The sequence below is a fragment of the Methylotenera versatilis 79 genome, from assembly GCF_000384375.1.
In the GTDB taxonomy this organism is placed as follows: domain Bacteria; phylum Pseudomonadota; class Gammaproteobacteria; order Burkholderiales; family Methylophilaceae; genus Methylotenera_A; species Methylotenera_A versatilis_B.
On record NZ_ARVX01000001.1, the window covers coordinates 1,262,521 to 1,286,833 of the forward strand.

Below are 24,313 nucleotides of genomic sequence, written 5' to 3' on the forward strand. Positions count from 1 at the left end.
TTAGTATTTTCACCCTAAAAAAGACTAGTTTTTAAGACTAGTTCTTTTTTAATCTGCCTGACATATTCGCTAGTTACACTCACGCTTTTATTAAATACATCACTTCAAAAATGGTCTTTATGCAGTTATCCAAACTCTTCAAAAATAATCGTTTTTACACATACTTAATCACATTTTTGATGGCATTTTTTCTATTGCCAACTTTGGCACATGCCGAATGGAATGCCGATTGGGCGCAACGCAAAAAAATCAGTATTAATGCAGTCGGTATCAGCCAAGCGATTTCTCAGCCATCTGTTGTGGTGCGTTTGCACTCAGGCAATTTCGACTTTACCAGCGTGAATGTCGATGGATCTGATATCCGTTTTATTGCCCAAGATGATAAAACTGAGCTGAAATATTTTATTGAAAAATTTGATGCGGTGAACGAATTAGCCATCATTTGGGTGCAAGTGCCACAAATCAGTGGCGCCGATAAAGATGCGCATTTCTGGTTGTATTCCGGTAATGAAAAAGCGACTTCTACCGCTAGTCCAAAAATCATGCTGGATGCGCATCTAGTCGCAAAATTCCAGTTTTCAGACAAAGCATTATTGCAAGATAGCAGCGCTTCTGGCTTGTTTGCAACAGGCAAAATCACCGCACAAAAAGCGGGATTAATCGGCGAAAGCGCTATCTTAACTGGCGAACCGTTAGTGATTCCAGCTAACGCAGCCACCAATGCTAGCGCCGGTTTTACATGGTCTGCATGGGTTAAGCCTTCAGCCTTGCCGCAAACAGCCAGTTTATATAGCCAAGAAAATAATGTGAATTTAGCTATTGATGCACAAAAACTCACGCTCAAAATTGCCGATGTCGCCATCAGTGGCGGTGAGTTGAAACCAGCAGTTTGGCAATATGTTGCGTTTACGTTAAGCGCTGGCAAAGCGGTTTTATATTTAAACGGTGCTGAAGTTGCAACAGGCGATGTGCCAACGGTGGACACGGCAACCGATATTAAGATTGGTGAGGGTTTTACTGGCGAAATTGATGAGTTAGAAATCGCTAATGTGGCACGCAATGCAGACTTTATTAAGTTAATTTTTAATAGCGAAGGTGTAGATAGCCAGTTATTAAAAATTGCCGAAGGCGATGGTGCAGAAGAGGAAGAAGGCGAAGCGAATTATCTAGCTATTTTAGTTAACAGCTTAACCATCGATGCAAAAATCGTTATCGGTATTTTGGCGGTGATGTTTGCGGTGAGTGTGTGGGTAATGTGGTCTAAAGCGATGCTGGTAGTACGTACCGATAAAGACAATAAACGCTTCTTAGCGCGCTTTCAAAAATCCAATGAAAATGATTTATTAGAATTAGATAAAGGTGGCAAATATCCACACTCTAATTTGTATAAATTGTATTTAGCAGGTTTGCGCGAGATTAAAAAACGTCAGCATGAAGGCCAGAAACTATCATTAAGCGGCGCTTCGATGGATGCGATTAAAGCGGCGATTGATGCAGACTTAGTGCGCGAAACGCAACGCCAAAATGCGGGCATGGTGTTGCTGACGATTGCGATTTCAGGCGGCCCTTTCTTGGGATTGCTGGGTACTGTGGTTGGCGTGATGATTACCTTTGCCGCAATTGCCGCCGCAGGTGATGTAAACGTAAACGCCATCGCGCCAGGTATTGCAGCTGCTTTGCTGGCAACTGTTGCTGGTTTGGCAGTGGCGATTCCTGCGCTGTTTGGCTATAACTATTTAGCCAGTCGCATCAAAAATATCACTATTGCCATGCAGATTTTCGTGGACGAGTTTGTGACGCGTTCAGCCGAGCTTTTTGGCAAAGAGTAAACCATGTCAGAAGGCATAAAAGAAGAGAACCAGCTCTATGACGAGATTAACATCACGCCGATGTTGGACTTGGCGTACGTGTTGCTGGTGATTTTTATCATCATGACAACCGCGTCTGTGCAGGGCGTAAAAGTCGATATTCCGCAAACGATTAACTCAGCAAGTTTGGCGAAGCCGCAGACGCGCGCGATTACCATTTCAAGCGATGGCAGTGTGTATTTGGATGCTTATCCAGTAGATATGGCAACGCTAGAGCAGCGGTTAAGCGAGTTTAAGAGCGGTAATCCTGATTTGCCCGTTGTGCTAAAAGGTGACGCGGCAGCGCATTACGAAAAAGTATCTGAAGTATTGGAAATTTGTAAAAAACTGGACATTACCGAAGTGGGTTTGGTCACGAAAAAAGTGGCTGGTTAATACAAGCCTGTATTGCTAAGTTAGGCAAGGCGCGAACCAAAAAAATGGACGCGGTATATGGGTGATATGTAAGGCCAATTTTTTGGTGAGTAACGCAGCATAACGACGCAAGACGGGATTTTAAATGCAAGTTCAAAATGATGCACAGCCATACGACACCATCAACATCACACCGATGTTGGATTTGGCGTATGTGTTGCTGGTGATTTTTATTTTGATGACAACCGCTGGCGTGCAGGGTTTAACCATGCATCTGCCAAAGCCATCCAATAAACCCAGCACAGAAAAACATGACGTGAAAATCGTACAAGTTCAGCAGGGTGGTGGCGTGACGATTAATGGTGCGGGTGTGAGTATGGCAGAGCTTGAAAGCCAATTGAACGCAGCAAAAGCGGCGGACCCCAAATTTAATGTGATGATTAAAGGCGATGCCAAGGCGCCTTATGCAGGCGTGGTGGGTGTGATTGATTTGGTGAACAGGCTGGAAATTGAAAATGTGGGTTTGGTGACGGGTCGCATAGGTACTTGACTAAATAACTTAACAAATAGACTTAACCAAAATTTAGCCATTAATTATGCAAGATATGCACACAACATACGACCCAGTTTTAGACGATGATGAACCACAGTCGAAATCTGGTGTTTGGCTTAAACGTGTCGCGATAATTGTCATCGGGCTGATTGTCTTGGCTGGTATTGGATATGGTCTTAATAGCTTGATGTCTGGCGGAGCGTCGATGAAGAAGCAGGTGACAACGATTAAGTTGCTTCCCGATACGCCACCGCCGCCACCTCCACCGCCGCCCAAAGAACCACCAAAAGAACAGCCAAAACCTGATGCGCCTAAAGAAGTGAAAATTGAGCAACCAAAACCTGCAGAAACGCCACCAGCAGAGCAACTGAAAATGGAAGGCCCAGCTGGCGATGGCCCAAGTGCTTTTCAGGCAGGTGCAGTGAATAATGATTACAAAGGCGGCGAAGTGAAAACCATCGGCTCTGACGGCGGCGCTAAATTTAACTGGTACGCCGGCATTGTTAAAAATCAAATAGAAGCGGCATTAGAAAAAGACAAAAAATTAGCCGAAGGTCAATACAAGTTAATCGTGAGTATTTGGCTACGCAAGAATGGCGATATTGAAAAATTGGAATGGTCGCAATCGGACGCGAACGCCAATATTGAACAGGCGGTTAAAGCCGCTTTAGATAATATGCCCGCTCTGCGCGAACCGCCGCCAGAAGGTATGCCACAACCAATTAAGCTGCGCATTACCGCGCGAAAATTTGGTTAAAAAAATGGTTAAGTATTCGTTAGATATATTGAGTCATTAATTAAAATGAGTGAGATTTAAGTATGATAAAACCGACAAAATTAGCCAGCTTGCTAACGCTTATTTTGCTGACACAATGCAATCTTGCGCAAGCAGATGAGCGTGAATCTTTAGAGCAGCTAAAAGCGACCACCACCAATTTGATTGATTTATTGGTACAAGAAGGCGTATTGAATAAAGATAAAGCGGATGCGCTAGTTAAAAAAGCTACTGCAGATGCTGCAAGGCAAGTGAAGCAAGCTAAAGTGCAAGAAACCAATGCTGCTGAGGCAGAAGCTGGTTTGGTGCAGGATGAGAAATCGGTGCGCGTGCAATATGTGCCAGAGCATATTAAGAAAGAAATGCGCGAAGAAATCAAAAAAGACGTGATGGCTAAATTGAATTACAAGGCAGGCGAGCGTTTAGGGTTGCCAAGTTGGCTGGATAGGATTGCTTTTAGAGGTGATATGCGTTTGCGTTATCAGAATGACAGCTTTTCGGATAACAACGCACCCATTGGGGCTTTAAACGATGTTGCGCGCTTTTCTAATATTGCAAACTCCACTTCTGAGCGTGAGCGCTATCGTGTAAGAGCCAGATTGGGGGCAGATGTAAAAGTGACTGATTGGCTGACAGGCGGCTTGCAATTTACCACAGGCCTTTTAAACACGCCGCTAACGCCGAATCAAACCGAGGGTATCGCGCAGGGTAAATATCAATTTGGGTTGGATAGAGCGTTTTTAAAAGCGACGCCAACGTCGTGGTTGATGGTGGAAGGCGGTCGTTTCGCCAATCCACTTTTTAGCACTGATTTGTTGTGGGATCCTGATCTAGCTTTTGACGGCTTTGCTGCCACGTTCAAACCTAAACTCAATGATAGCTGGTCGTCATTCACTACGCTGGGTGCTTTTCCTATTGAAGAAGTGCAGTCTTCAGAGGAAAACAGGGCGAAAGATAAGTGGATTTATGCCATTCAATCGGGCATTAAATGGCAAGCACAAGATAAATCCAGCGTGCGCTTGGCAGTTGGCTATAACGATTATAAAAACGTAGAAGGCAGGCAGAACCCGACTGGACTCGAGAGTTTTAATGCCACTGTCCCTGCTTTTAGGCAAAAAGGTAATAACACGTTTGATATCAATAGCCGAAATAACGGCACTATTAAACCCTCAGCGGCCACTAATGCGCTGGCATCAAAATTTGAACAAGTTAATTTAACTGGACAAATTGATTTGCTCAAATTTGATCCAGTGCATGTGACTTTAACCGGAGATTACGTCAAAAATATTGGTTTTGATCAAGGTGAAGTATTTAGACGCACTGGTAGTTTATTCAAAGAGGAAACAGATGCGTATCAAGTTAGATTGGATGTTGGTCAGAACAGTTTTAACCTGTTGGATAACAGCGTAGATGTGAAAAAAGGTGAATGGCAAGTATCGTTGGCTTATAAATATGTAGAAGCAGACTCTATGTTGGATGGCTACACCGACTCTAACTTTCATTTAGGTGGAACCGATGCAAAAGGCTGGATGCTGTTTGCTAATTATGCGGTTGATAAAAACGCATGGTTAGCAGCGCGCTATTTCAGTACTGATAGCATTTCAGGACCTCCGCTAGGTATTGATGTGTTCTTGATTGATTTCGTGGCTAAATTTTAATCAATTGATGTTATTAATATGTCGCTAATTAATATGACTTTAATTAAATGGTTAAGTAGTTTGAAAATAAGCAAGTTAGGATTTTAAATGCATGTATTTTTGCGTCACAAAGCAGGTTTTTTTTTAATGGCTTGCCTTGCATTCAGTTTGGCTTTTCCGCTACCTAGCGTGGCAGCTGAGAAAAAAGACAAAGCCGCCAAACGTGCAGCGTTGATGATGCAAAAACTGAAGCAGGATATGGAAGTTGAAAAAGCCAGTATGCAAACGCAGTTTGATGTGCAAAAAAAAGTCTTAGAAGATCAGTTGTTGGCGAAAGATGACGCGCTAAAAAAATCCGATGGCGCATTATTAGCGGCTGAAAGTAAAGTCAAAAATTTGGGCACGCAATTGAAAAAAACCACGGATGAAAAAGTGGTTGTTGAAACAAAACTGGCAGATACGCAAAGTAAATTAGATGTCACCCAAAGTAACTTAACCAATTTACAAGCGCAAAATACACAGGCGCTGGCCGATTTAAAATTCAATGATAATCAGCGTAAAACTTTATCGACTAATCTGGCAGATGCCACTAAACAGTTAAATACATGTGCTGCCAAGAATATTAAGTTACATCAATTTGGTTCTGAATTGATTCAAATTTATGACAAGCCTAGTCAGTACCAAGCGGTCATGCGTAAAGAGCAGTTTTTTCAGTTAAAACGTGTGGAACTGGAAAATATACTGCAAAATCAACAAGATAAATTGGATGAAGAACGTTTTTCAGCTAAACAGTCGGTTAACTAATTCCATCATAATGGCGGCAATATCTATCAAATATGACAACGAAATAAAATCGTCATAATCCTTGCGTAACATGTTTGTTTTCATTGTGAGCCAAACATGACATTCGACCGTGCAGTGCTTGCGAGAGCGCTACCCTTTGCTGTTTATATTCTGTTTTTAGCCCTGAATCAGCCGCTTAGCCAATTATGTGACTGGTTAAACGTTGATGTGAAATGGCTATATATCTTAAGAATCGCTGTGGTTGCAGCATTGCTGCTTTATTTCTGGCGCGATTACGCCGAATTAAAACGTAAACCTGTCCGTTCAGACTTTTTATACGCGGGTATTGCTGGCTTATTGGTGCTTGTCATTTGGATATTCCCTTACCCCGATTGGCTAGGCGGCGGTGACACGCAAGGGTTTAATCCGCTACAAAACGAAACTGAATTAACCGCTTTGTTTTGGATGTCTACTCGTATTATGGGTGCGGCTTTATTGGTACCAGTGATGGAAGAGTTATTTTGGCGCTCTTTTGTGATGCGCTGGTTTGATAAAGCAGATTTTTTAAAAGTATTGCCAGAAAAAATATCAGGTTACGCTTATGTGGGCAGTGCATGCTTATTTGCACTAGAGCATCATCTATGGCTGGCAGGATTGTTTGCAGGATTGGTCTATGGTGAACTGTATAAAACCTACAGAAATTTATGGATACCTATTTTCGCGCATGCTGTCACCAATGGTTTGCTAGGTATTTGGATTGTGTTTACGGGTAATTGGCAGTACTGGTAATGCGACAAAGTCATCTTAAAAAAACAGCCGTTTTGGGTCTGCTGTGCTTTGCTTCGTATGCAAATGCAGAGGGCATTATCGACATTAAGCCCTACATCAGCCCATCTATCACATATGACGATAACGTATTTCGCTTTTCATCTGAAGCGAGTGCCAATGCGGCATTCGGCTCACCTGAAATGTCTGACGTGATTAAGCGGCTGGATTTTGGTACTGATGTAAATTTGAGATTAAGTCGGCAACTAGTTAATTTAAATGTCGCTATCAGCGATAGTAAATACAACCGATTCGACCTGCTGGATAACACGGCTAAATCCTATGGATTATCTTGGAGCTGGCGATTAGGTAATGATGTTTATGGCACGTTGAGCAAAAGCAAAAGTGAATCGATAGCCGGTTTTAACGAGATTAGAAATCCTGTCAAAAATACCAGAATAGTCGATAGGCAATCAGCGAGTGCGAACTGGAGTTTTCATCCAGATTGGGCGGTATTCATTTCGCAGGAACGTGTGGACACTGAAAATGAAATCGTTACTTTTCAACCATTGGATCGTGAGGATGTGATTACTGAAAGTGGTTTGCGTTATCAAAATCCACTCGGTACGCAACTTAGCTTATCTTATCGTTTGATTGAATCAGATAACCCCAATAGAACAGGTTTTTCTGCATTCTTTTTTGGCAATGAAAGCAGACAAAAATCGCTCATTGCCACAGCAGCATGGCTGCCAAGTCCTAAAACCAGAATCAGTACGCGATTATCGCAAGTGAGTATTGATTATAAAAATAGACCGCAACGCACGTTTTCTGGCTTTAACCAGCGTTGGGATATTAGCCATGCACTCACTGCAAAAATCAACCTGAATGCTGCCGCTTATAAAGAAGTGTCGCCTATCGATGATATCGCATCGACTTACGTAGAAATCACTGGTGCCAGTTTTAACCCTGTGTGGAATCTGACCAGCAAGCTAGCCCTGCGAGCAGGGTTTAGTTATGAAGATAGAGATTATTTGGGAAGCGCAGTCGGTGCAGGAATTTTCTTTCTAGGCGATAGACGCAGTGATACTTCTAAAGTTGCCAGCTTGGGCTTAATTTATTCGCCCACTGAAAAATCGTTGCTGCAATTGCAGTATCAAGGCGAAGATCGCGATTCCACTGCCGATATTCAAAGTTATCGATTTAATTCAATCAGCCTTACTGGTCGATATAGTTTTTAGACTGCTCATTTTCAGTGTCGATCTATGCCTCGTTTAAATTGCATACCATTTCAAGTATTTAGGAAAAATCTGTTAATAAACTAGTGGGAAAATTTCGGTTGGTGACTAGTAACATTGCTGTCATAAAATCGACTTAATTCTGACGTATTAAATACATATACTTCAACCTAATTATTAGATTGATTAAGTTAATTTGGATAGAAAGAAAAGTATGATTTTTACAAATAAATGGTTGTTATCGTTAGTGATTATATCGGCGTTCACGCTGGCATCTTGTGGCAAAAAAGATCAGGCGGAGTCAGCTAAGGCAGATACGCAAGTGGTTGCCAAAGTGAACAACGATGAAATTTCGATTCATCAAATTAACTTTCAATTAGGGCGCTTAGCACAAAGCGGACAAAAGCCATTAAACGAAGCACAAAGTAAAGAAGCCGCTAAACAAATATTAACGCGTTTGGTGGATCAACAATTATTAAAACAGCAAGCGATTGAAGCAAAGCTTGACCGTGATCCTAGAATTTTACAAGTCATCGAAACTTCAAAAAGTGAAATCTTAGCGCAGGCTTATTTAGAGCAATTATTGTCAAAAGCCACTAAACCAACGACCGCGCAGATTGATACTTTTTATAAAGAAAATCCTGCTTTATTTGTAAATAGACGCGTGTTCCGTTTGCAGGAATTAGCGGTGAATGTGCCAAAAGATAAGTATGCTGAAGTTGAAGAGAATGCAAAAAAATTAAAAAATATTAACGAAGTTGCAGCATGGTTAAAAACGCAAAACTATCCATTTAATGCCAACAGCAACGTGCGTGCGGCGGAGCAATTGCCGTTAGATTTTCTGAAGCAGATTCAACCGTTAAAAGATGGTGAGATTGTGATTGTGCAAACTAATCAATCCATCAATATTGTACATATCGCTGCATCACAATCTATGCCGATTGCGCGTGACAAAGCGACGCCAATTATTGAGCAGTATTTCTTGAATCAAAGTAAATCGGCTTTGGCGAAAAAAGAAATGGCAACTTTAACTGAAAAAGCCAAGATCGAATTTGTGGGCGCCTTTGCGGATATGAAAAAAGGGCAACCAGCCGCACCAGTCGCCATCAAAAAATCTGACACGCAATCAAGTACTGAAAGTAACGGCGTAGTAACAAACGAAGCGCCAAAAAGTACACAGCAAGTAGCTAAGACAGCAGAAGCGGATAAAAGTAAATCTACTTCTACACAATCCAATATGGATAAAGGTTTGGCGGGCTTTTAGAACTTAAACGAGTAAGCGATTAATTATTGGGCCATAAAATTGGTTAAGTATAAAAGCCCTCGAATTTATAAGCCTAAATAGACATAGCAAAGGTAATGATTTGAAACGGATAATTTTAAGTTGGCTAAGTTTAGCGTTGAGCGGCATATTGCTGTTGCTGACAAGCACAATTGGCATGGCCGAAGAGAGCAAAAACGAGCCTATCAAGGGCGAAGTGAATCGTGAATATAATTTGGGCGCTGGTGATTTGGTTCGAATCAACGTCTACGGCAATCAAGATTTACTCACTGAAGCGAGGCTTTCAGCTACAGGCTCTATCACTTTTCCTTTAGTTGGCGAGGTGGTTTTGGGCGGCTTAAGCCCGACTTTATCTGAAAAGAAGCTAGCCGATTTATTGGAAAAAGGCGGCTTTGTTAAAAAGGCACAAGTTAACTTGGTTGTGTTGCAATTTCAAAGCCAATATATCTCGGTTTTGGGTGATGTTTACAAGCCAGGAAAATACTCTTTAGATAGACCAAGCACGCTTTCTGATGTGTTGGCAATGGCAGGCGGCACAACGCCGAACGGCTCTGATTTGATTAGCTTGATTCGTATCACAGAAGGCAAAACCACTAAGCAAACTTATGATTTAAGAGATTTAATCAATAAGGAAGATCCAGCCAGCAATCCGCAATTGCAACGCGATGACATTGTTTATGTGAATGCGCGTGAAGTATCTGTATTAGGTCAAGTGAATCGTCCTGGCAAATATTCAGTCGCCAGCGGCGTGCGCACCGTTATCGACTTTTTGTCGCAAGCGGGCGGTGTTTCGGCTGGGGGCGCGGATAGCATCATTATTATTACCAAGCGCGATGGAAAAACAGAAAAACGTGAGATTGATATTGATCAACTGTATCGCAAAGGTGATACCTCAGCGAATTTTGAATTGGCTGATGGCGATTCTATTTACGTGCCGAGAACTTCTGTTTTCTACATTTATGGTGAAGTGCAGCGCCCGGGTGCCTTTAGGTTAGAGCGCAATATGAATATCGCACAAGCCTTATCTACTGGCGGTGGTTTGTCGCCACGAGGCACAGAACGTGGCATTAAAGTTAAACGTAATGTAGATGGAAAGCTTAAAACGCTGGATGCATCAGCGGGCGATTTATTAAAACCAGACGATATTGTCGTGGTGAGTGAAAGTTTGTTTTAACGCTTAATTAAACCGTTAAAAGAAATCAATTAATCCAGAAATGAAGCGATAACACATGAGTTTTTCACAATTATTATCCATATTATTGGCGCGCAAATGGATATTTGTTTGGGTATTTTCAATCACTGTTTTGGTGACGACAGTCGTGAGTTTTTTACTGCCAAAAACTTACAGCGCAACGGCATCTTTGGTGCTTAACTCAAAAGGCGCAGACCCGGTAACAGGGTTTATGTTGCCAGCGACTTTAATGCCCGGCTACATTGCGACACAAGTAGATATTATACAAAGCCGTAATGTGGCGTTAAAAGTGGTGGATAAATTAGGCATTGCCAACAATGCAACGGCAAAAGCGCAGTTTGAGAAAGCCACACAAGGTGAGGGCGATATTCGACATTGGTTTGCTGATCAATTTATAGAGAATCTGGAAGTGAATCCATCTCTACAAAGTAGTGTCATTGAAGTGAGTTATAGAGGTGCAGACCCACAATTTTCTGCCGCGATGGCTAACGCTTTTGCCGAAGCTTATATTGATACCAGCTTGCAATTAAAGATTGAGCCAGCCAAACAAGCGGCGCTTTGGTTTGATCAGCAAATAAAAGGTTTGCGTCAAAATGTTGAGCAGGCGCAGACAAAATTATCTGCGTATCAACAAGAAAACGGCATTGCTTTTGCGGATGAACGTTTAGATACGGAAGCGGCGCGTTTAGGCGAATTATCTAGCCAATTGGTTGCAGCGCAAGCGCAGACTTTTGACAGTAACTCGCGTCAAAACCAATTAAAACGCGGTAATGCGGGTGAGTCACCAGAGATTTTATCTAACTCATTGATTCAAGGATTAAAGTCTCAACTCGCACAGGCTGAAACAAAGTTATCGGATGTATCGCAACGACTAGGCGTGAATCATCCACAATATCAAGCAGTAGTCGCAGAAGTGAGTAATTTAAGAAGCTTAATCAGTGTTGAGACGGCAAAAACCAGCAGTAGTGTCGGTCAGACTGCGCGCGTTTCACAACAAAGAGAAGGTGAAATTAAGGCTTCTTTAGCACAGCAAAAAGAACGAGTGCTTAAGTTAAAAGATCAGCATGATCAAATGGCCGTATTGGTGCGTGAGGTGGAAAGTGCGCAACGTATGTATGACAACGCCTTGCTAAGATTCGGCCAAACTAATATGGAAAGTCAATCGGGCCAAACCGATGTTTCTATCTTGAATCCAGCCACGCCGCCCATCAAACATTCAAGCCCGAAAATTACCATCAATATTGTGCTATCGATTTTGTTGGGCTCGTTATTGGCGGTAGGTTTTGCAATCGCCGCAGAAATGCTGGATAGACGCGTGAGAATTGCAGAGGATTTAGTGCAATTGCTAGGTTTGCCAGTGTTGGGCGTTATTAGTCAAAACCAGAAAAAAGCCGCAGGATTTTTAACTACGTTGCATGAATTTTTTAGCAAGAAAAATAAAGTTAAAAATACAAATCCCACTCATCCATTTTTCGTGAAATGAATGTATGAACGCTGAATTAAAAAACTTGCATGACCACAATAATCATGACCAAAGCAATCTTGACCAAGATCCTATTGAAAGTAATGTAAATCCAAACGGTATGAAAAACTTGTCTGTTACTGAACCCTTAGATTCCAAGAAAATTGGTGATGCCTTGATTGCGCATGCAAAGTTAAACGCCAATGATGTTGAGCGGATTTTACACTTGCAAAAAGATAAGAAAATACTGTTTGGCGAAGCGGCTAAAAATCTGGGTTTAGTGACGACGGCAGATATTGAACATGTGTTGGCGCAACAATTTAACTATCCTTATATCCGTGAAACGAATTCAAGCATTAGCAAATTGTTAACTGCAGCGCATACGCCGTTTACCACGGAAGTAGAGAGTTTGCGCAGTTTAAGAGGCCAGTTGATGATGCGCTGGTTTAATCAAGGACATAAAACCTTGGCAATCGCGTCATCTAACAGTGATGAAAATGCGCATTTGATTGCTGCCAATTTAGCGATTACTTTTTCGCAACTGAATAAAAAAACTTTATTGATTGATGCGAATTTACGCCAACCCAATCAGCATCAATTATTTGGTATCGATTCAAAATTAGGGTTAACCAATATATTGGGTAACCAACAAGGCAGTTATGAGTTAACGCGTCAAAAGTCATTGCCTAATTTAGCAGTATTGAGCGCAGGTACGGAAGTGCCTAACCCGCAAGAGTTGCTGAGTTTAGACGCATTTTCAAGCTTGTTAACGGATTTAGAAAACATCTACGACATCATTTTAATCGATACCACACCGTTAAGTTTAGGTTCAGATATGTTGTCGGTGGTTTCTAAAACTAAAGCGGCCATTATTGTGGCGCGTAAAGATTACACGATGGCAGCCGATTTGCAGTTATTGAATGCGCAACTAAGCACCACTGGCGCCAAGGTGATTGGCAGTATTCTTCAGGAGTTTTAAGTGTTAAGTCCTGCACTCAATTTCGGAAGAAACAAGCTTGGCCAAAACAAGCTGCCTGAGCCGCTAATCAAATGGATGCCGGTTATTGTCGGCTTACTGACGCTGTACATTCCAACTTATTATGGATTGTCGCAAACGCTTTGGCAGCAAACCGATCAAGCGCATGGGCCGATTGTGCTGCTGGTTGTTTTATATCTTCTTTGGCAGGCGCGGGCGTCATTCATTCATTTTAACGCCAGTCGCGCCAAGCCAATACTCGGTTGGATTTCACTCATTTTTGGCTTGCTCTGTTACGTCGTTGGGCGTTCACAAGATATCATGATGTTAGATATCGGCTCACAGATTCCTGTGCTGGCTGGCTTGTTTCTACTCACATCTGGCATGCCAGCTTTAAGAGCCGCTTGGTTTCCACTATTTTTTATTATATTCATGCTGCCGTTGCCGTTAGACAGCATCACCATGCCGATGAAAATGGCGGTTTCTTACGTCACTGAACATGTTTTATTTTGGTTCGATTATCCCATTGCACGTTCTGGCGTTATTTTATATATCGGCCAATATCAGTTATTGGTAGCAGATGCATGCGCTGGCATGCATACGCTTATTTCGCTGGAAGCGCTGGGTTTGCTTTACTTGAATTTAGTCAAACATGATTCGCTTTTGCGCAATGTGACATTGGCGATTTTGATTATCCCCATTTCATTTACAGCCAATGTGGTGCGCGTTATCGCATTAACGCTGATCACTTATTACTTTGGCGATGAAGTCGGGCAAGGCTTTGTGCATGGTTTTGCGGGTATGTTTCTTTTTGTTATCGCGCTGATTTTTATTATGAGTGTGGATTCTGGCCTGCAATATTTGGTTAAGTTTAGGCAGAAAAATCGGCTATGAAAACTAAACTTAGTTACATCACACTTGGGCTGATGGTTCTGGCTTCTATTTTGGGCATGACGTTGCGGCCAACACATAAGATGGCCAGTGAAAACGCCAAAATCCAATTAGAACAATTAATCCCGCACAACTTTGCCAATTGGCACATGGAAGATGCGGTCGCACAACTGGTGAATCCACAAACGGAAGCGGCAATTAATCAGATATATGCACAAACTTTATCACGCACCTATGTGAACGATAAAGGCGAAAGAATCATGCTGTCGATTGCTTATGGCGAAGACCAAAGCGATAGCGTGGGCGCGCATTTACCAGAAGGTTGCTATGGCGGACAAGGATTCACTATCTCAAATATTGCGCGAACGCATTTAAGTACGCCATCAAGCTCAACCGCGCCTAGAAGTGAGATTCCAGTCACCAGATTAATGGCAGTAAAAGGTAACCGTATCGAGCCGATTACCTATTTTCTCAGAACAGGCCATGAAGTTGCCTATCCAGATTGGGATACCAAATTAGTAAAAATGAAATATGCGCTGCAAGGCAGCATTCCCGATGGTTTGCTGGTGCGTGTGTCTAACTTGGTGGAATCCAACGATTATGCGGAATCGACACGTGCCTATGCATTACAAGCACAATTTATCGCAGAGATGCTAAAAGCGCTTTCACCCAGCTACCAATTGCAAATGGTCGGCGATAGTACCAAGCGCTAGTATTGCTATGTCAATTTTTATTTCCAGTAGCTTACAGTGAGCTCGCCCTATTCAAAAGATAGCGTTCGGCAAGGCTTCTTACATTACCTCTTAGGCAGAGGACTTGGAGGGCTGGCAGGATTTGCAACGGTCATATTAATGGCGCGCTATATGGATGTAACTAACTACGCTGGGTTTACGGCGCTGACTGGTTTGATCTCATTCGCCGGCATTTTAGCGGGTTTGGGTTTAGAACGCGCCATTTCGCGGTATTTACCAGAAGCCAGATTGGAGCGCAGTGTTGACGAGTTAGAACATTTTATTTGGCAATTAACAGCGGTTAAATTTGCTGCGTCATTATTGGTTTGTGTCATTTTGTTTGCATTTTGGCACTTTGTGTTATCCATTTTTAGCGATGTGAAATTGACTTACTTTCCCATCTCTTTGGCCTGTTTTATTGTGGCAGAAACTTTATTTCAGCATTTTTCGTCGGTTTTTCAAGCGTTAATTCAACAAAAAGCACTCACGCGAATTTTAGTCGTTCAATGGTCGGGACGACTTATCATGATTTTTATCACGCTGCGTGATGGTCACCATATTCAGTTGGAAGAAGCATTATGGATTATGGCTTTGCCTGAAATGTTCGGCCTGATGGCCTTTGTGATTACACAAAAAAAGCATCTGAAAATGCTAAGAGTTCAATTGAAATTACAATCGCTACCAGATGTAGATTTACAGAATCCGGTATCACAGCCAGCGAAAATAATATGGCCTGATTGGACAGAGATCAGCAAAATGTCTGCGCATAATTATGGTTTCACCTTATTAGCAGCACCGCCACAAGGCTATTTTATGAAAATGCTGGCAGCCGCATTTTTGCCCACACAAATGGTCGCAGCTTATGGTTTTTTTATTAGCATTGCCGAAAAAACAAGGCAGTATATTCCGCTACATTTTATGTATAACTTAATTGAGCCAGTGATGGTGGGCAATTATTTAAAGAATAAAGATTTTTCTGTTTTAACAAAACGTTGCCAATGGTTATATAAGTCTAATTTGTTATTTCTCATTCCAGCCATCGCTTGGATTGCCGCATCGGGCGTATTTATTATCGCCGCACTAACCGGTGGAAAATACCATGATGACTTGTGGATATTATTAGTTGTGATGCTGCAGCTCACTATAGGCAGCCATGTGGTGTTATTGCAACTGATACTTAACTCTGTTGGTAAGAGCGTTTTATTGGTGCATGCAGGTTTTTATAGTCTATTAGGCATGCTGGTGTATTGGGCGCTGGTTCAATTTATTCATCCCAATTTATTGCTATTGGGGCCGCTAGTTTTTTCACTTATTTGCAATGCTTACATTATGCGCGCTCTTAAAAATACAGGTTATGTGTATAACGTGGCTTTACGCCTGTTTTCAGGCATCGGCTTTGCGGGCTTGCTTGCCTTTGTGGTGGTGTTTTTACTCAGCGCACAGTTGTCTAGCTATATACAAAGTGCAACCGCCATTTCTCTAATCAGTGGGCTAATGATTGCTTTAGTTTATCTGCCTGGTTTGTATTTTTTTAAAGTGATTCATAGCGATGAATTACATTTTGTAAAATCATTATTAATGAAAAGGTCGTCATGATGACTAAAAATGAACAACCTAAAGACAGTCATATATTCTTGCCAGAAATCCAGCAAAAAGCACGCACTGTATTGGATAGTCTTATTCCAAATGATGCCGATATTATTTTATTGGATTATCCCAATACCACGAATGTCGGTGACAGTCTGATTTGGTTGGGAGAAATTGCTTACTTAAAAAGTAGAAAATTAAAAATTAGCTATGTTTGCGATGTCGATAATTACAACCTGGCTTCCGTAAAGAAAGTGCTGAATAAAAAAAGTGTCGTATTGATGCATGGAGGCGGTAATTTTGGAACAGTGTGGAAAACAATCCATGCATTCAGGCTGAAAGTCTTAAGTGATTTACCTAATATCCCCATTATCCAATTGCCACAAACAATCTATTTTGAGGATGAGTCAGAAGTCGACGTGATGAGTGAAGCCATCAAAGCGCAAGGCAACTACACCTTGCTTGCGCGCAGTCAACCTAGTTATGAATTTGCAAAAAAGAGCTTTGCTACACCTGTGTATTTATGTCCAGATATGGCATTTTTTATTGGACATATTCATCGACAAGTAGAAAAAGTAGATCGATATGTTTTGGCGCGAACTGATATTGAATCGTCAGGTGAGCTGGATAAATATACAGTTAGCATCAACAAAAATTTGACTTATGAAGTAGACGATTGGCTTGAACCTACATTGTTAGAAAAACTGCTTTATAAAGTTGAAATGTGTTCCACGCTGTTAAGAAAGTGGTTCGACCCTGACAATCAGTATCTATTGTTGTTATGGAATTATCTTTCTTTACAACGATTAAAAAGAGGCGTGCGCATGCTAAGCCGAGGGCGTTTTGTTGTCACAGACCGCCTGCATGCGCATGTTTTAAGTATCTTGCTAAACAAGCCAAATGTATTAATAGACAATAATTATGGAAAGCTGAAAGTTTTTTATAACACTTGGACGTTTGATTATGGCTATGCAAAGTTAGCGAACAATTCTGATTCCATAGAATTAGCGATTAATGAATTGACTGTGTTACCTGTTAATGAGAACGCCGTTAAGTGATTGAACGTCACTTAAAAAATTGCGTTGTGATTACTTGTTTTGACGAAAATCAGCCAGGTTATTTGGATTTTTCTTATCGTATTACAGCGCTTGCATCGGCATATCAATTAACCGTTGTGAGCCACGGTGAGATTGCGCAGCCAGAATTATTACTGCAAAACGTTATTTACAGAATTGTGGATAAGCGTAATGGAAAGCTGGGCTGGCTACGTTACATCGTAAAATGCGCGTTACTCATCAGACGGCAAAAGCCAGATGTCGTTATGTTGCTGCATTCAGCAGTTTCACCTGTTGCGCTATTGGTGGGCAAGATTCCTACTTGTTTGTACTGGAATGAACATCCAAGCAACTTAATGCATCTGCCCGCAGAATTTTCGCCTATTAGCACAAAGTTAACCCATTTTTTGCATCAATTAATATTCCTTGGTGCAAAAAAATCGACTTTAGTGATGCCAATTGGTGAAGATCATCAAGAGGATTTAATTAAACACGGCGTTTCAGCTCAGAAAATTAATATGATTTATATGGGCGTTTCGGCAGACTTTTTGCCGGAAAATCACCCGATTGAAAAAGCCAAAATTGGCGATGACGGCAGCGCAATTAAGCTGATTTATGTTGGCACTGTCAGCGAATCACGCGGGCGCGACGTGATGTTAGATGCGATGAAGTTAATTGCAGATAAGCAGTTAAAACTGCATTTGACGATTGTTGGTGCGAGCCCAGAGCAGTTGCAATATTGTCAGCAACGCATTGATGCGTTATCACTCCAAACCTATGTAAAAGTTATCGGTAAAGTATCAGGAAATGAAATCCCGCATTATCTCGCGCAAGCCGATGCAGCAATCTGTTTATGGCAAGCCAGTCCATGGAATCAATTTAATCCACCCACTAAGCTGTTTGAATATCTAGTGGCTGGATTGCCAGTGCTTGCCAGCAATATCCGCACGCATACACGTTATGTGCAGGATGGACATAATGGGTTTATTTTCGCCTATGACGCACGTGCATTGGCAATGGTTTTAGAGCATTTGCATAATCAAATCGATGCGATACCACTTATGCAGCAGCAGGCATTGCAGTCAGGTCAACAATATTTATGGCCTACATTAGAACCGCTATTTTTGGGTGAAATTAGAAAGGCAGCGACTGTATGATGCTGACTAAAACACCACAAAACATTTGGTTTAAACTCACATTTATTGCATTCTCTGGTTTTTTAGCCCTTGTTTTCGGCTTAATCTCTGTCACCAATAATCCTATTTTTATCGGCTTAGCTGTGGGCATGGTGTTGGGTATATTTTTGCTCGCTATGCCTAAAAAAATTATTTGGTTAGTGATTTTTATGGGGCTTGCAACGCCCGCTTTGTTAGATATGGCTGGGCATGGATTCTCTAGAATGTTATGGGCAATCTCAATGCTGGCTTTGTTGTTATGGGTTCCAGGCATTTTTTGTTTAATCCGATTAAATCCTATAAAGGAAAAACATGTGCCCTTTTTTATTTGGATGGCAGGGGCTTTTGTCATTTACGCACTGATTTCTTCTGTACTTAATCTGCACTCTCTTAGCGAGTTATCAGGTGGCTTTAAACGATATTTTCAGGCATTTGGCTTGATGCTGGTGTTGGCCACAATGATGCTAACCAGAAAAGATATGGATGGTTGGCTAAAACTATTGTTGGGTATTGCGCTGTTACAACTACCGTTTGCCCTATTTGAACGTTTTGTTTTAGTCGCGTTAAGAGGTGGTATGGCTGCTGGCGGCGAGGCAACTGATGTGGTCGCAGGCACGATGGGTGCAAATCTACAAGGTGGCAGCCCGAATGCGATTATGGTGACTTTTGTACTGATTGCATTTGCTTTTGTTTTTGCGCGCTGGAAAGAAAAATTAATCGATACATCGCGACTATTTTTACTGAGTGTACTTTTGTTAACACCGTTGATATTAGGTGAAACTAAAGTGGTCGTGGTTATGCTACCTATTATGGCGCTGGTTTTGCTACGCAAAGATATTAAAAAAGAGCCGTTAAAGTACCTGCCCATATTTTTAGCTTTGTTATTGCTCACGTTGGCATTGGCCTATATTTATGTGTATTACATGTTGGATAGCAACTTTGTAGAAGCTTTTAACGGCATCATTTCATACAACGTTGGCACTGTCGGTTATGGAAAACTGCTACTGAATCGAACAACTGCCATGACATTTTGGTGGGGATTACATGGCTGGGCAGACCCAATGACATTTATGTTGGGGCACGGTTTGGGCAGCTCTTATGGTTCTGGCCAAGCTGCTGGTCATATGGCGCAAATTTACCCAGGTTATGGCATTAACTTAACCACTATTTCAAGCATATTATGGGATTTAGGCTTGGCTGGACTGGTTTTGTATACCAGCGTATTTTTTACTGCATGGGTACAGGTCGGCAATATTTGGAAGAGAACGCAGAGCAAAAAAATCAAGGCAGATTGCATGGCGATTCAGGCAGGAATCGCGCTGACTTTCCTGTTTATTATCTACTCAGATAGCCAAGTGAATTTGCTGGTGCATGAAATTATTATTGCTGTCATGTTGGGATATGCCGCTTTTTTATACCAAGAACAATATCAAGAAACACTTGCAGAAAAGCTTGAAGAGCAGCGTCAAGAAGACTTTCAAGAAGCACCGTTTAAAGTCGAACAGGTTGTCAGTTAAATGCATATCTTGTATTTAACCGCAGAGCAATGGCCCACTTTTAGGGCAGACTTAACCATATTATTTGGCAAATATTTACCGCGTTTTGGTGTGACTTGCGATTTAGTCACAGAGCAAGATTTGACCAACAATAAACAAGTGGATTGGTCAGCAGGAAAAGCGCTATTGTGCACAGTGCCCAAAAATCGCGCTGGGCAATATATCGTCAAATTTTTGCATCAATGCAAAGTGTTAATCACCAGCGATTACGCTAATTATCAAGCGATACAAGTGCGTGATATGACATTAATCGCATTAGTCGCGATTTTGATGAGCAAACTAAAAAAACGCCCATTTTATTACTGGTTATCTTATCCGCAATCTGAAGGGCAAATGCAACGCGCCAAAGCGCGAGGCATTAAGGCGGGAATGCGTTATTGGTTTCCGCTATTGCAAGGTTGGGTTGGCCAGCAACTACTCTATAAAGTCATTCTGCCCAATGCACAGCATGTTTTTGTGCAAAGCCAAAATATGCTGGAAATGTTGGCGAAAAAAGGCGTGCCAGCTGAAAAAATGACACCAGTACCAATGGGCGTAGATTTAGAAGCCATGCAGCAGCAACCTGTACCAATCGACCATCCATTTTTAGCTGATAAACGTGTATTAGTTTATTTGGGTACTTTAGATAAGGTAAGACAAATTGAAATTCTATTTGATATGTTGCGCTTGGTACTTAAGCAAGTGCCAGATGCCATATTGGTTTTGGCAGGAGATACCGAAGACGCAACGCATCGCTCTTGGCTAAAACAGCAAGCTGAAGAATTGGGTGTATCGGCACATATTTTATGGACGAGCTGGTTACCAATGACTGAAGCATGGCGTTATGTGGCCGCGGCTGAGATTGGCTTATCGCCTTTTCCAAGAGGTTATTTGCTGGATATGGCATCACCAACAAAAGCGGTGGAATATATGGCGCTTGGTTTGCCAGTCATCATGAACGATAACCCAGACCAGGTATCGGTTGCGCAAGAAAGTGGTGCGGCCACATGTACGCCATTAAATGCCGAGCAGTTTGCGGATGCGGTCGTTAATTTGCTCAATAATGATGCGGCTAAGGCAACCATGCGTGAAAAAGGCATTACTTATGTCAGTCATGTCAGAGGTTATCAGCAGCTTGCAGAGGCGCTTTCTATCAATTATCGCAACATATTATTTTCTACCCAGAATTTTTAAATTAGGACTGAAAAAAGGTTTAGAGATGAAGCAACCGAAATTCACCGTATTCACACCGGCATATAACCGAGCGCACACACTTCATCGCGTTTGGGATAGCCTGCAAACACAAACTTATCGTGATTTTGAATGGATAGTGATCGACGATGGTTCAGTAGACAAAACGGCTGAATTAATTGCAACATGGAAAGCGCAAGCCGATTTTCCAGTGACTTACCAATATCAGGTCAACAGTGGGAGGCATATTGCATTTAATCGTGCGGTTGCCCTAGCTAAGGGTGAGTTGTTTTTTGTGATTGACTCAGATGATGGTTTTTCGCCAAATGCAATTGAAGTGATGCTAAAGGCATGGGAAGACATTCCTGCAGATCAACGTCATAGTTTTACGGGCGTTGTGACACGCTGCCAAGGGGAAGATGGTAAACCTTGCACGCCAGACTTTACCCCCAATCCACTAGATACTAATGCGCTAGACTTAAGATTTAAGTACAAAATCAGAGGTGAACTATGGGGTTTTCATCGTACTTCGATTATGAAAGCGTACCCGTTCCCTGAAGATACGACTTTAAGATATGTTCCAGAGAATCTCATTTGGGACGCCATCGCCAGAAAATACAAAATTCGTTGTATTAATGATGCATTACGCGTGTATTACCAAGATTCAGGCAATCAACTGAGCAAGGGAGATCCGCGCAAAAAAGCACTACACAGAAATTATTCATTAAAAATCATCAACCGCGATTTCGATTATTTTTTGCATGATCCAGTCAATTTTTTTAAATGGACTGTTTTGTACGTGCGTTATAGCTTTCATGCTGGTGATGTAGGTTTTATGAATCCCAAAAAATTCACTAACATGGGCGCCTATCTCTTAAGTTGCTTAGCTGTATTACCTGGGTTCGCGGTTTTTGGTGTCGATTACATTCGTAGAATAACCAATATATGACCGCAGTTTTAAAGAGATTATTTGCCGCAATATTATTGTTGGCTGGTTTTTTTCAGGCGCCCATTAGTTTGGCGGCTGATAGTTGGGTGCCAGTAAAAGATATTTCGTTGATGGTAGAAGAAGGCAGCATTTTAGATTTTTCCGCTTTAGTGCCGCCAGCCAAGCCAATTCAAGCGCGCATCATTGTGAATAGCCAAGGACATTTGACGACTGACAACCAACCAGAAAAAGCACAACGTTTTTTAATTGGATCACTGGGTTTTGGTGTCAATTTGGGCAGCTTCCCTAGCCATGAATTAACGGATTTATACATCAAACAATACCGAATGCATGGCTATAACATGGTGCGTTTAGATTTTGTTGAATCGATTTTGATGGAAGGGCGCAAAGGTGATTTTGATTATAACCCTGAGCAATTGGATCGATTTTACTACTTAGTTTCAGCACTTAAAAAAAATGGCATTTATCTGATTTTAAATGGGTTAAGTAACAGCAACGGTGGTTATGGCAACGTTGAAGAACGTTGGATAGGCAAAAAAGGTCTGCAAGCTGGCGTGTACTTTGAGACGGATAAACAAGCGCACTGGAAAAAATTAATCGCCACTATGTATGGTGCCGTTAATCCTTATACAGGCGTGAGCATTTTGAAAGACCCGACCTTAGCTGGCTTGATTCTGGTGAATGAAGGTAATTTGGTATTTATGCATCGCAATGGCGTTTCGCCTGCATTAAAGCCACATTTTGCTAAATGGTTAAAAGCGAAATATGGCGGACAAGCCGCCTTAAAAACCGCTTGGGGTAATGAGTTAAAGTCATCTGAAAATATTGATTTGGGCGAAATTGATTTCTCTGCGCCAGATGCTTGGACATCAAAAAGAATGGCCGACGTACAGCAATTTTTCTCTGAAACGGAAAATAAAACCGCTGCTTGGATGATTGCCTATCTACGCGGGTTAGGTTATCAAGGTTTGGCATCTAGTTACAATTTATGGCACTCGCCTGCAGCCAATGCTAGTCGCGGTCAGTTACCTTGGGTTGATATGCATCATTATTTTGCACATCCTGAATACGCAGCAAATGGCAATATGAAAGTGCGTCAAGACAGCATGCTAAAAGATGGTGCTAGCTATATCCGCGAACTTGCCGTGACCAAGCACATCGGCAAACCATTTACGGTGTCTGAGCACGGCCAAGTATTTTGGAATCCATATCGTCGTGAAAGCGGGCTGGCGTTACCTACTTATGCGGCTTTTCAAAGTTGGGATGGTATTTGCCAACATTCTGGTGCAGTCGATTTAACTTATGCACCATCTGTTGGGCGCAAAAACTTTATCAATCCATTTGCCGTTGGAACTGATCCTATTTCGCGTGCGACAGAAACATTAGCCGCGTTGCTATATTTGCGTGGCGATGTTGCGCCGGCAAAACACCGTTTAAGTGTCAAGTTTGGTCCAGATGATGCATTTGTGAAAAGTGCGCATTTGGGCAGTACGCCATCGGATATTTCAAAGCTTAGTCTAGTAACCGGAATTGGTTTGGATTGGTTGGGAAAAGCGAAACAAACTCAATATGATGGACAAGTCGATTTTAATCAGCCTGGCTTAAAACTGTTTAGCAACGGCGTGTTGCAGCCAGTTAAATCCAGCGGTAATTTGGCTGTAAAAATAGATGGGTTCGTGCAGAAATATGCACAAAAAATTGCCTATAAAGCCAGCAAAGTCAGCTTGATTGCCGATGAGCGTTGGGCGGCTAGACTACAAAATTTAAGAGATGCAAACTGGTTAACTTCGGCCAACCAATCTAGCGCCGATACAGAGGTTTATCAAAGTGATACGGGTGAAATATTGCTGGATGCTGAGCAAAAACGCATAACGGTGATTACACCCAAAACCGAAGCTGTTGTGTTTGATGAACCCAAAGCTATTCAACTCAATTATCTATCAGTTTTATCTGCCGAAAGCGGTGCTTTGGTCGCTGTTTCTGCTATGGATAATCAACCTTTGGCCAGCAGTAAACGCATGCTAGTCGTACTTTCTACCGATGCGAGAAATAGTGATATGCAATTTAGCGATGCTACCAATGAAACCGTCACGCAATTGGGTAAGTCGCCTGTGCTGGTACGCGCCAACAAAGTTAAAGTCGCATTACGTAACGCTAATCAAAAGCAGCTTAAAGTATTTTCAACCAATTTGCGTGGGCAGCGAGTAGATGCCATACCAGTGAAACAAACTCCAAATACTATTGAATTTGAGATGGATATTAGCAAGTTGTCGCATGGTGCAACCACGTATTTTGAAATAAGTATTTAAGGGGTTTA

The 24,313-nt window shown here is 41.9% G+C and carries 21 protein-coding genes; all 21 read left to right on the forward strand.

Annotated elements, in window-relative coordinates:
* Nucleotides 1–179: 179 nt before the first annotated feature.
* The 21 genes from METVE_RS0106260 (at nucleotide 180) to METVE_RS0106360 (ending at nucleotide 24,305) form a co-directional block, all read left to right on the forward strand.
* A complete protein-coding gene (locus tag METVE_RS0106260) occupies nucleotides 180–1,829 on the forward strand; it encodes a DUF2341 domain-containing protein (protein WP_026362037.1) in 1,650 nt (549 codons plus the stop codon).
* A 3-nt stretch (nucleotides 1,830–1,832) separates the two neighbouring features.
* On the forward strand, nucleotides 1,833–2,243 hold the full coding sequence (locus METVE_RS0106265; protein ID WP_020167604.1) for an ExbD/TolR family protein: 411 nt from the start codon (nucleotides 1,833–1,835) through the stop codon (nucleotides 2,241–2,243).
* A gap of 124 nt (nucleotides 2,244–2,367) precedes the next feature.
* Entirely contained in the window at nucleotides 2,368–2,772 is a 405-nt protein-coding gene (locus METVE_RS0106270; protein ID WP_020167605.1) for an ExbD/TolR family protein, read from the forward strand.
* 46 nt (nucleotides 2,773–2,818) lie between these two features.
* Nucleotides 2,819–3,532 carry a TonB C-terminal domain-containing protein gene (locus METVE_RS0106275; protein ID WP_020167606.1) on the forward strand — a complete coding sequence of 238 codons (714 nt, stop codon included), beginning with the start codon at nucleotides 2,819–2,821 and terminating at the stop codon, nucleotides 3,530–3,532.
* A gap of 62 nt (nucleotides 3,533–3,594) precedes the next feature.
* Nucleotides 3,595–5,208 (forward strand): putative porin, encoded by a 1,614-nt coding sequence (locus METVE_RS0106280; protein WP_020167607.1) that lies wholly within the window; start codon nucleotides 3,595–3,597, stop codon nucleotides 5,206–5,208.
* Between the two features lie 87 nt (nucleotides 5,209–5,295).
* Nucleotides 5,296–5,991, forward strand: a complete 696-nt coding sequence (locus tag METVE_RS0106285) for a hypothetical protein (protein WP_020167608.1) — start codon at nucleotides 5,296–5,298, stop codon at nucleotides 5,989–5,991.
* A gap of 96 nt (nucleotides 5,992–6,087) precedes the next feature.
* The gene (locus METVE_RS0106290) at nucleotides 6,088–6,759 is read left to right on the forward strand and encodes a CAAX prenyl protease-related protein (RefSeq protein ID WP_020167609.1); all 672 of its coding nucleotides are present in this window, start codon (nucleotides 6,088–6,090) and stop codon (nucleotides 6,757–6,759) included.
* The gene (epsL, locus tag METVE_RS0106295) at nucleotides 6,759–7,973 is read left to right on the forward strand and encodes an XrtB/PEP-CTERM-associated polysaccharide biosynthesis outer membrane protein EpsL (protein ID WP_020167610.1); all 1,215 of its coding nucleotides are present in this window, start codon (nucleotides 6,759–6,761) and stop codon (nucleotides 7,971–7,973) included. The genes METVE_RS0106290 and epsL overlap by 1 nt, the downstream gene beginning before the upstream one ends.
* Before the next feature lie 211 nt (nucleotides 7,974–8,184).
* Nucleotides 8,185–9,234, forward strand: coding sequence for an EpsD family peptidyl-prolyl cis-trans isomerase (locus METVE_RS0106300; RefSeq protein ID WP_020167611.1), 1,050 nt, complete (start codon nucleotides 8,185–8,187; stop codon nucleotides 9,232–9,234).
* Between the two features lie 100 nt (nucleotides 9,235–9,334).
* A complete protein-coding gene (locus METVE_RS0106305) occupies nucleotides 9,335–10,426 on the forward strand; it encodes an SLBB domain-containing protein (RefSeq protein WP_232415413.1) in 1,092 nt (363 codons plus the stop codon).
* A gap of 55 nt (nucleotides 10,427–10,481) precedes the next feature.
* A complete protein-coding gene (gene epsF, locus METVE_RS0106310) occupies nucleotides 10,482–11,927 on the forward strand; it encodes a chain length determinant protein EpsF (protein ID WP_020167613.1) in 1,446 nt (481 codons plus the stop codon).
* 4 nt (nucleotides 11,928–11,931) lie between these two features.
* Nucleotides 11,932–12,885, forward strand: a complete 954-nt coding sequence (locus tag METVE_RS0106315; RefSeq protein WP_020167614.1) for a polysaccharide biosynthesis tyrosine autokinase — start codon at nucleotides 11,932–11,934, stop codon at nucleotides 12,883–12,885.
* Nucleotides 12,886–13,776, forward strand: coding sequence for an exosortase B (xrtB, locus tag METVE_RS0106320; RefSeq protein WP_020167615.1), 891 nt, complete (start codon nucleotides 12,886–12,888; stop codon nucleotides 13,774–13,776).
* A complete protein-coding gene (gene epsI / locus METVE_RS0106325; RefSeq protein ID WP_020167616.1) occupies nucleotides 13,773–14,486 on the forward strand; it encodes an exosortase-associated protein EpsI, B-type in 714 nt (237 codons plus the stop codon). The genes xrtB and epsI overlap by 4 nt, the downstream gene beginning before the upstream one ends.
* Before the next feature lie 36 nt (nucleotides 14,487–14,522).
* Nucleotides 14,523–16,100, forward strand: coding sequence for a lipopolysaccharide biosynthesis protein (locus METVE_RS0106330; RefSeq protein ID WP_081621896.1), 1,578 nt, complete (start codon nucleotides 14,523–14,525; stop codon nucleotides 16,098–16,100).
* Nucleotides 16,097–17,149, forward strand: coding sequence for a polysaccharide pyruvyl transferase family protein (locus METVE_RS0106335; RefSeq protein WP_020184207.1), 1,053 nt, complete (start codon nucleotides 16,097–16,099; stop codon nucleotides 17,147–17,149). Before METVE_RS0106330 ends, METVE_RS0106335 begins: the two co-directional genes overlap by 4 nt.
* 26 nt (nucleotides 17,150–17,175) lie before the next feature.
* Nucleotides 17,176–18,303 (forward strand): glycosyltransferase, encoded by a 1,128-nt coding sequence (locus tag METVE_RS0106340; RefSeq protein ID WP_232415415.1) that lies wholly within the window; start codon nucleotides 17,176–17,178, stop codon nucleotides 18,301–18,303.
* On the forward strand, nucleotides 18,300–19,838 hold the full coding sequence (locus METVE_RS0106345; protein WP_020167620.1) for a hypothetical protein: 1,539 nt from the start codon (nucleotides 18,300–18,302) through the stop codon (nucleotides 19,836–19,838). Before METVE_RS0106340 ends, METVE_RS0106345 begins: the two co-directional genes overlap by 4 nt.
* Complete coding sequence (locus METVE_RS0106350; protein WP_020167621.1) at nucleotides 19,839–21,050, forward strand: glycosyltransferase; 1,212 nt, start codon at nucleotides 19,839–19,841, stop codon at nucleotides 21,048–21,050. It begins immediately after the preceding gene.
* 25 nt (nucleotides 21,051–21,075) lie between these two features.
* Nucleotides 21,076–21,996, forward strand: a complete 921-nt coding sequence (locus METVE_RS0106355) for a glycosyltransferase family 2 protein (RefSeq protein ID WP_020167622.1) — start codon at nucleotides 21,076–21,078, stop codon at nucleotides 21,994–21,996.
* A complete protein-coding gene (locus tag METVE_RS0106360; protein WP_020167623.1) occupies nucleotides 21,993–24,305 on the forward strand; it encodes a cellulase family glycosylhydrolase in 2,313 nt (770 codons plus the stop codon). Before METVE_RS0106355 ends, METVE_RS0106360 begins: the two co-directional genes overlap by 4 nt.
* Nucleotides 24,306–24,313: the final 8 nt, after the last annotated feature.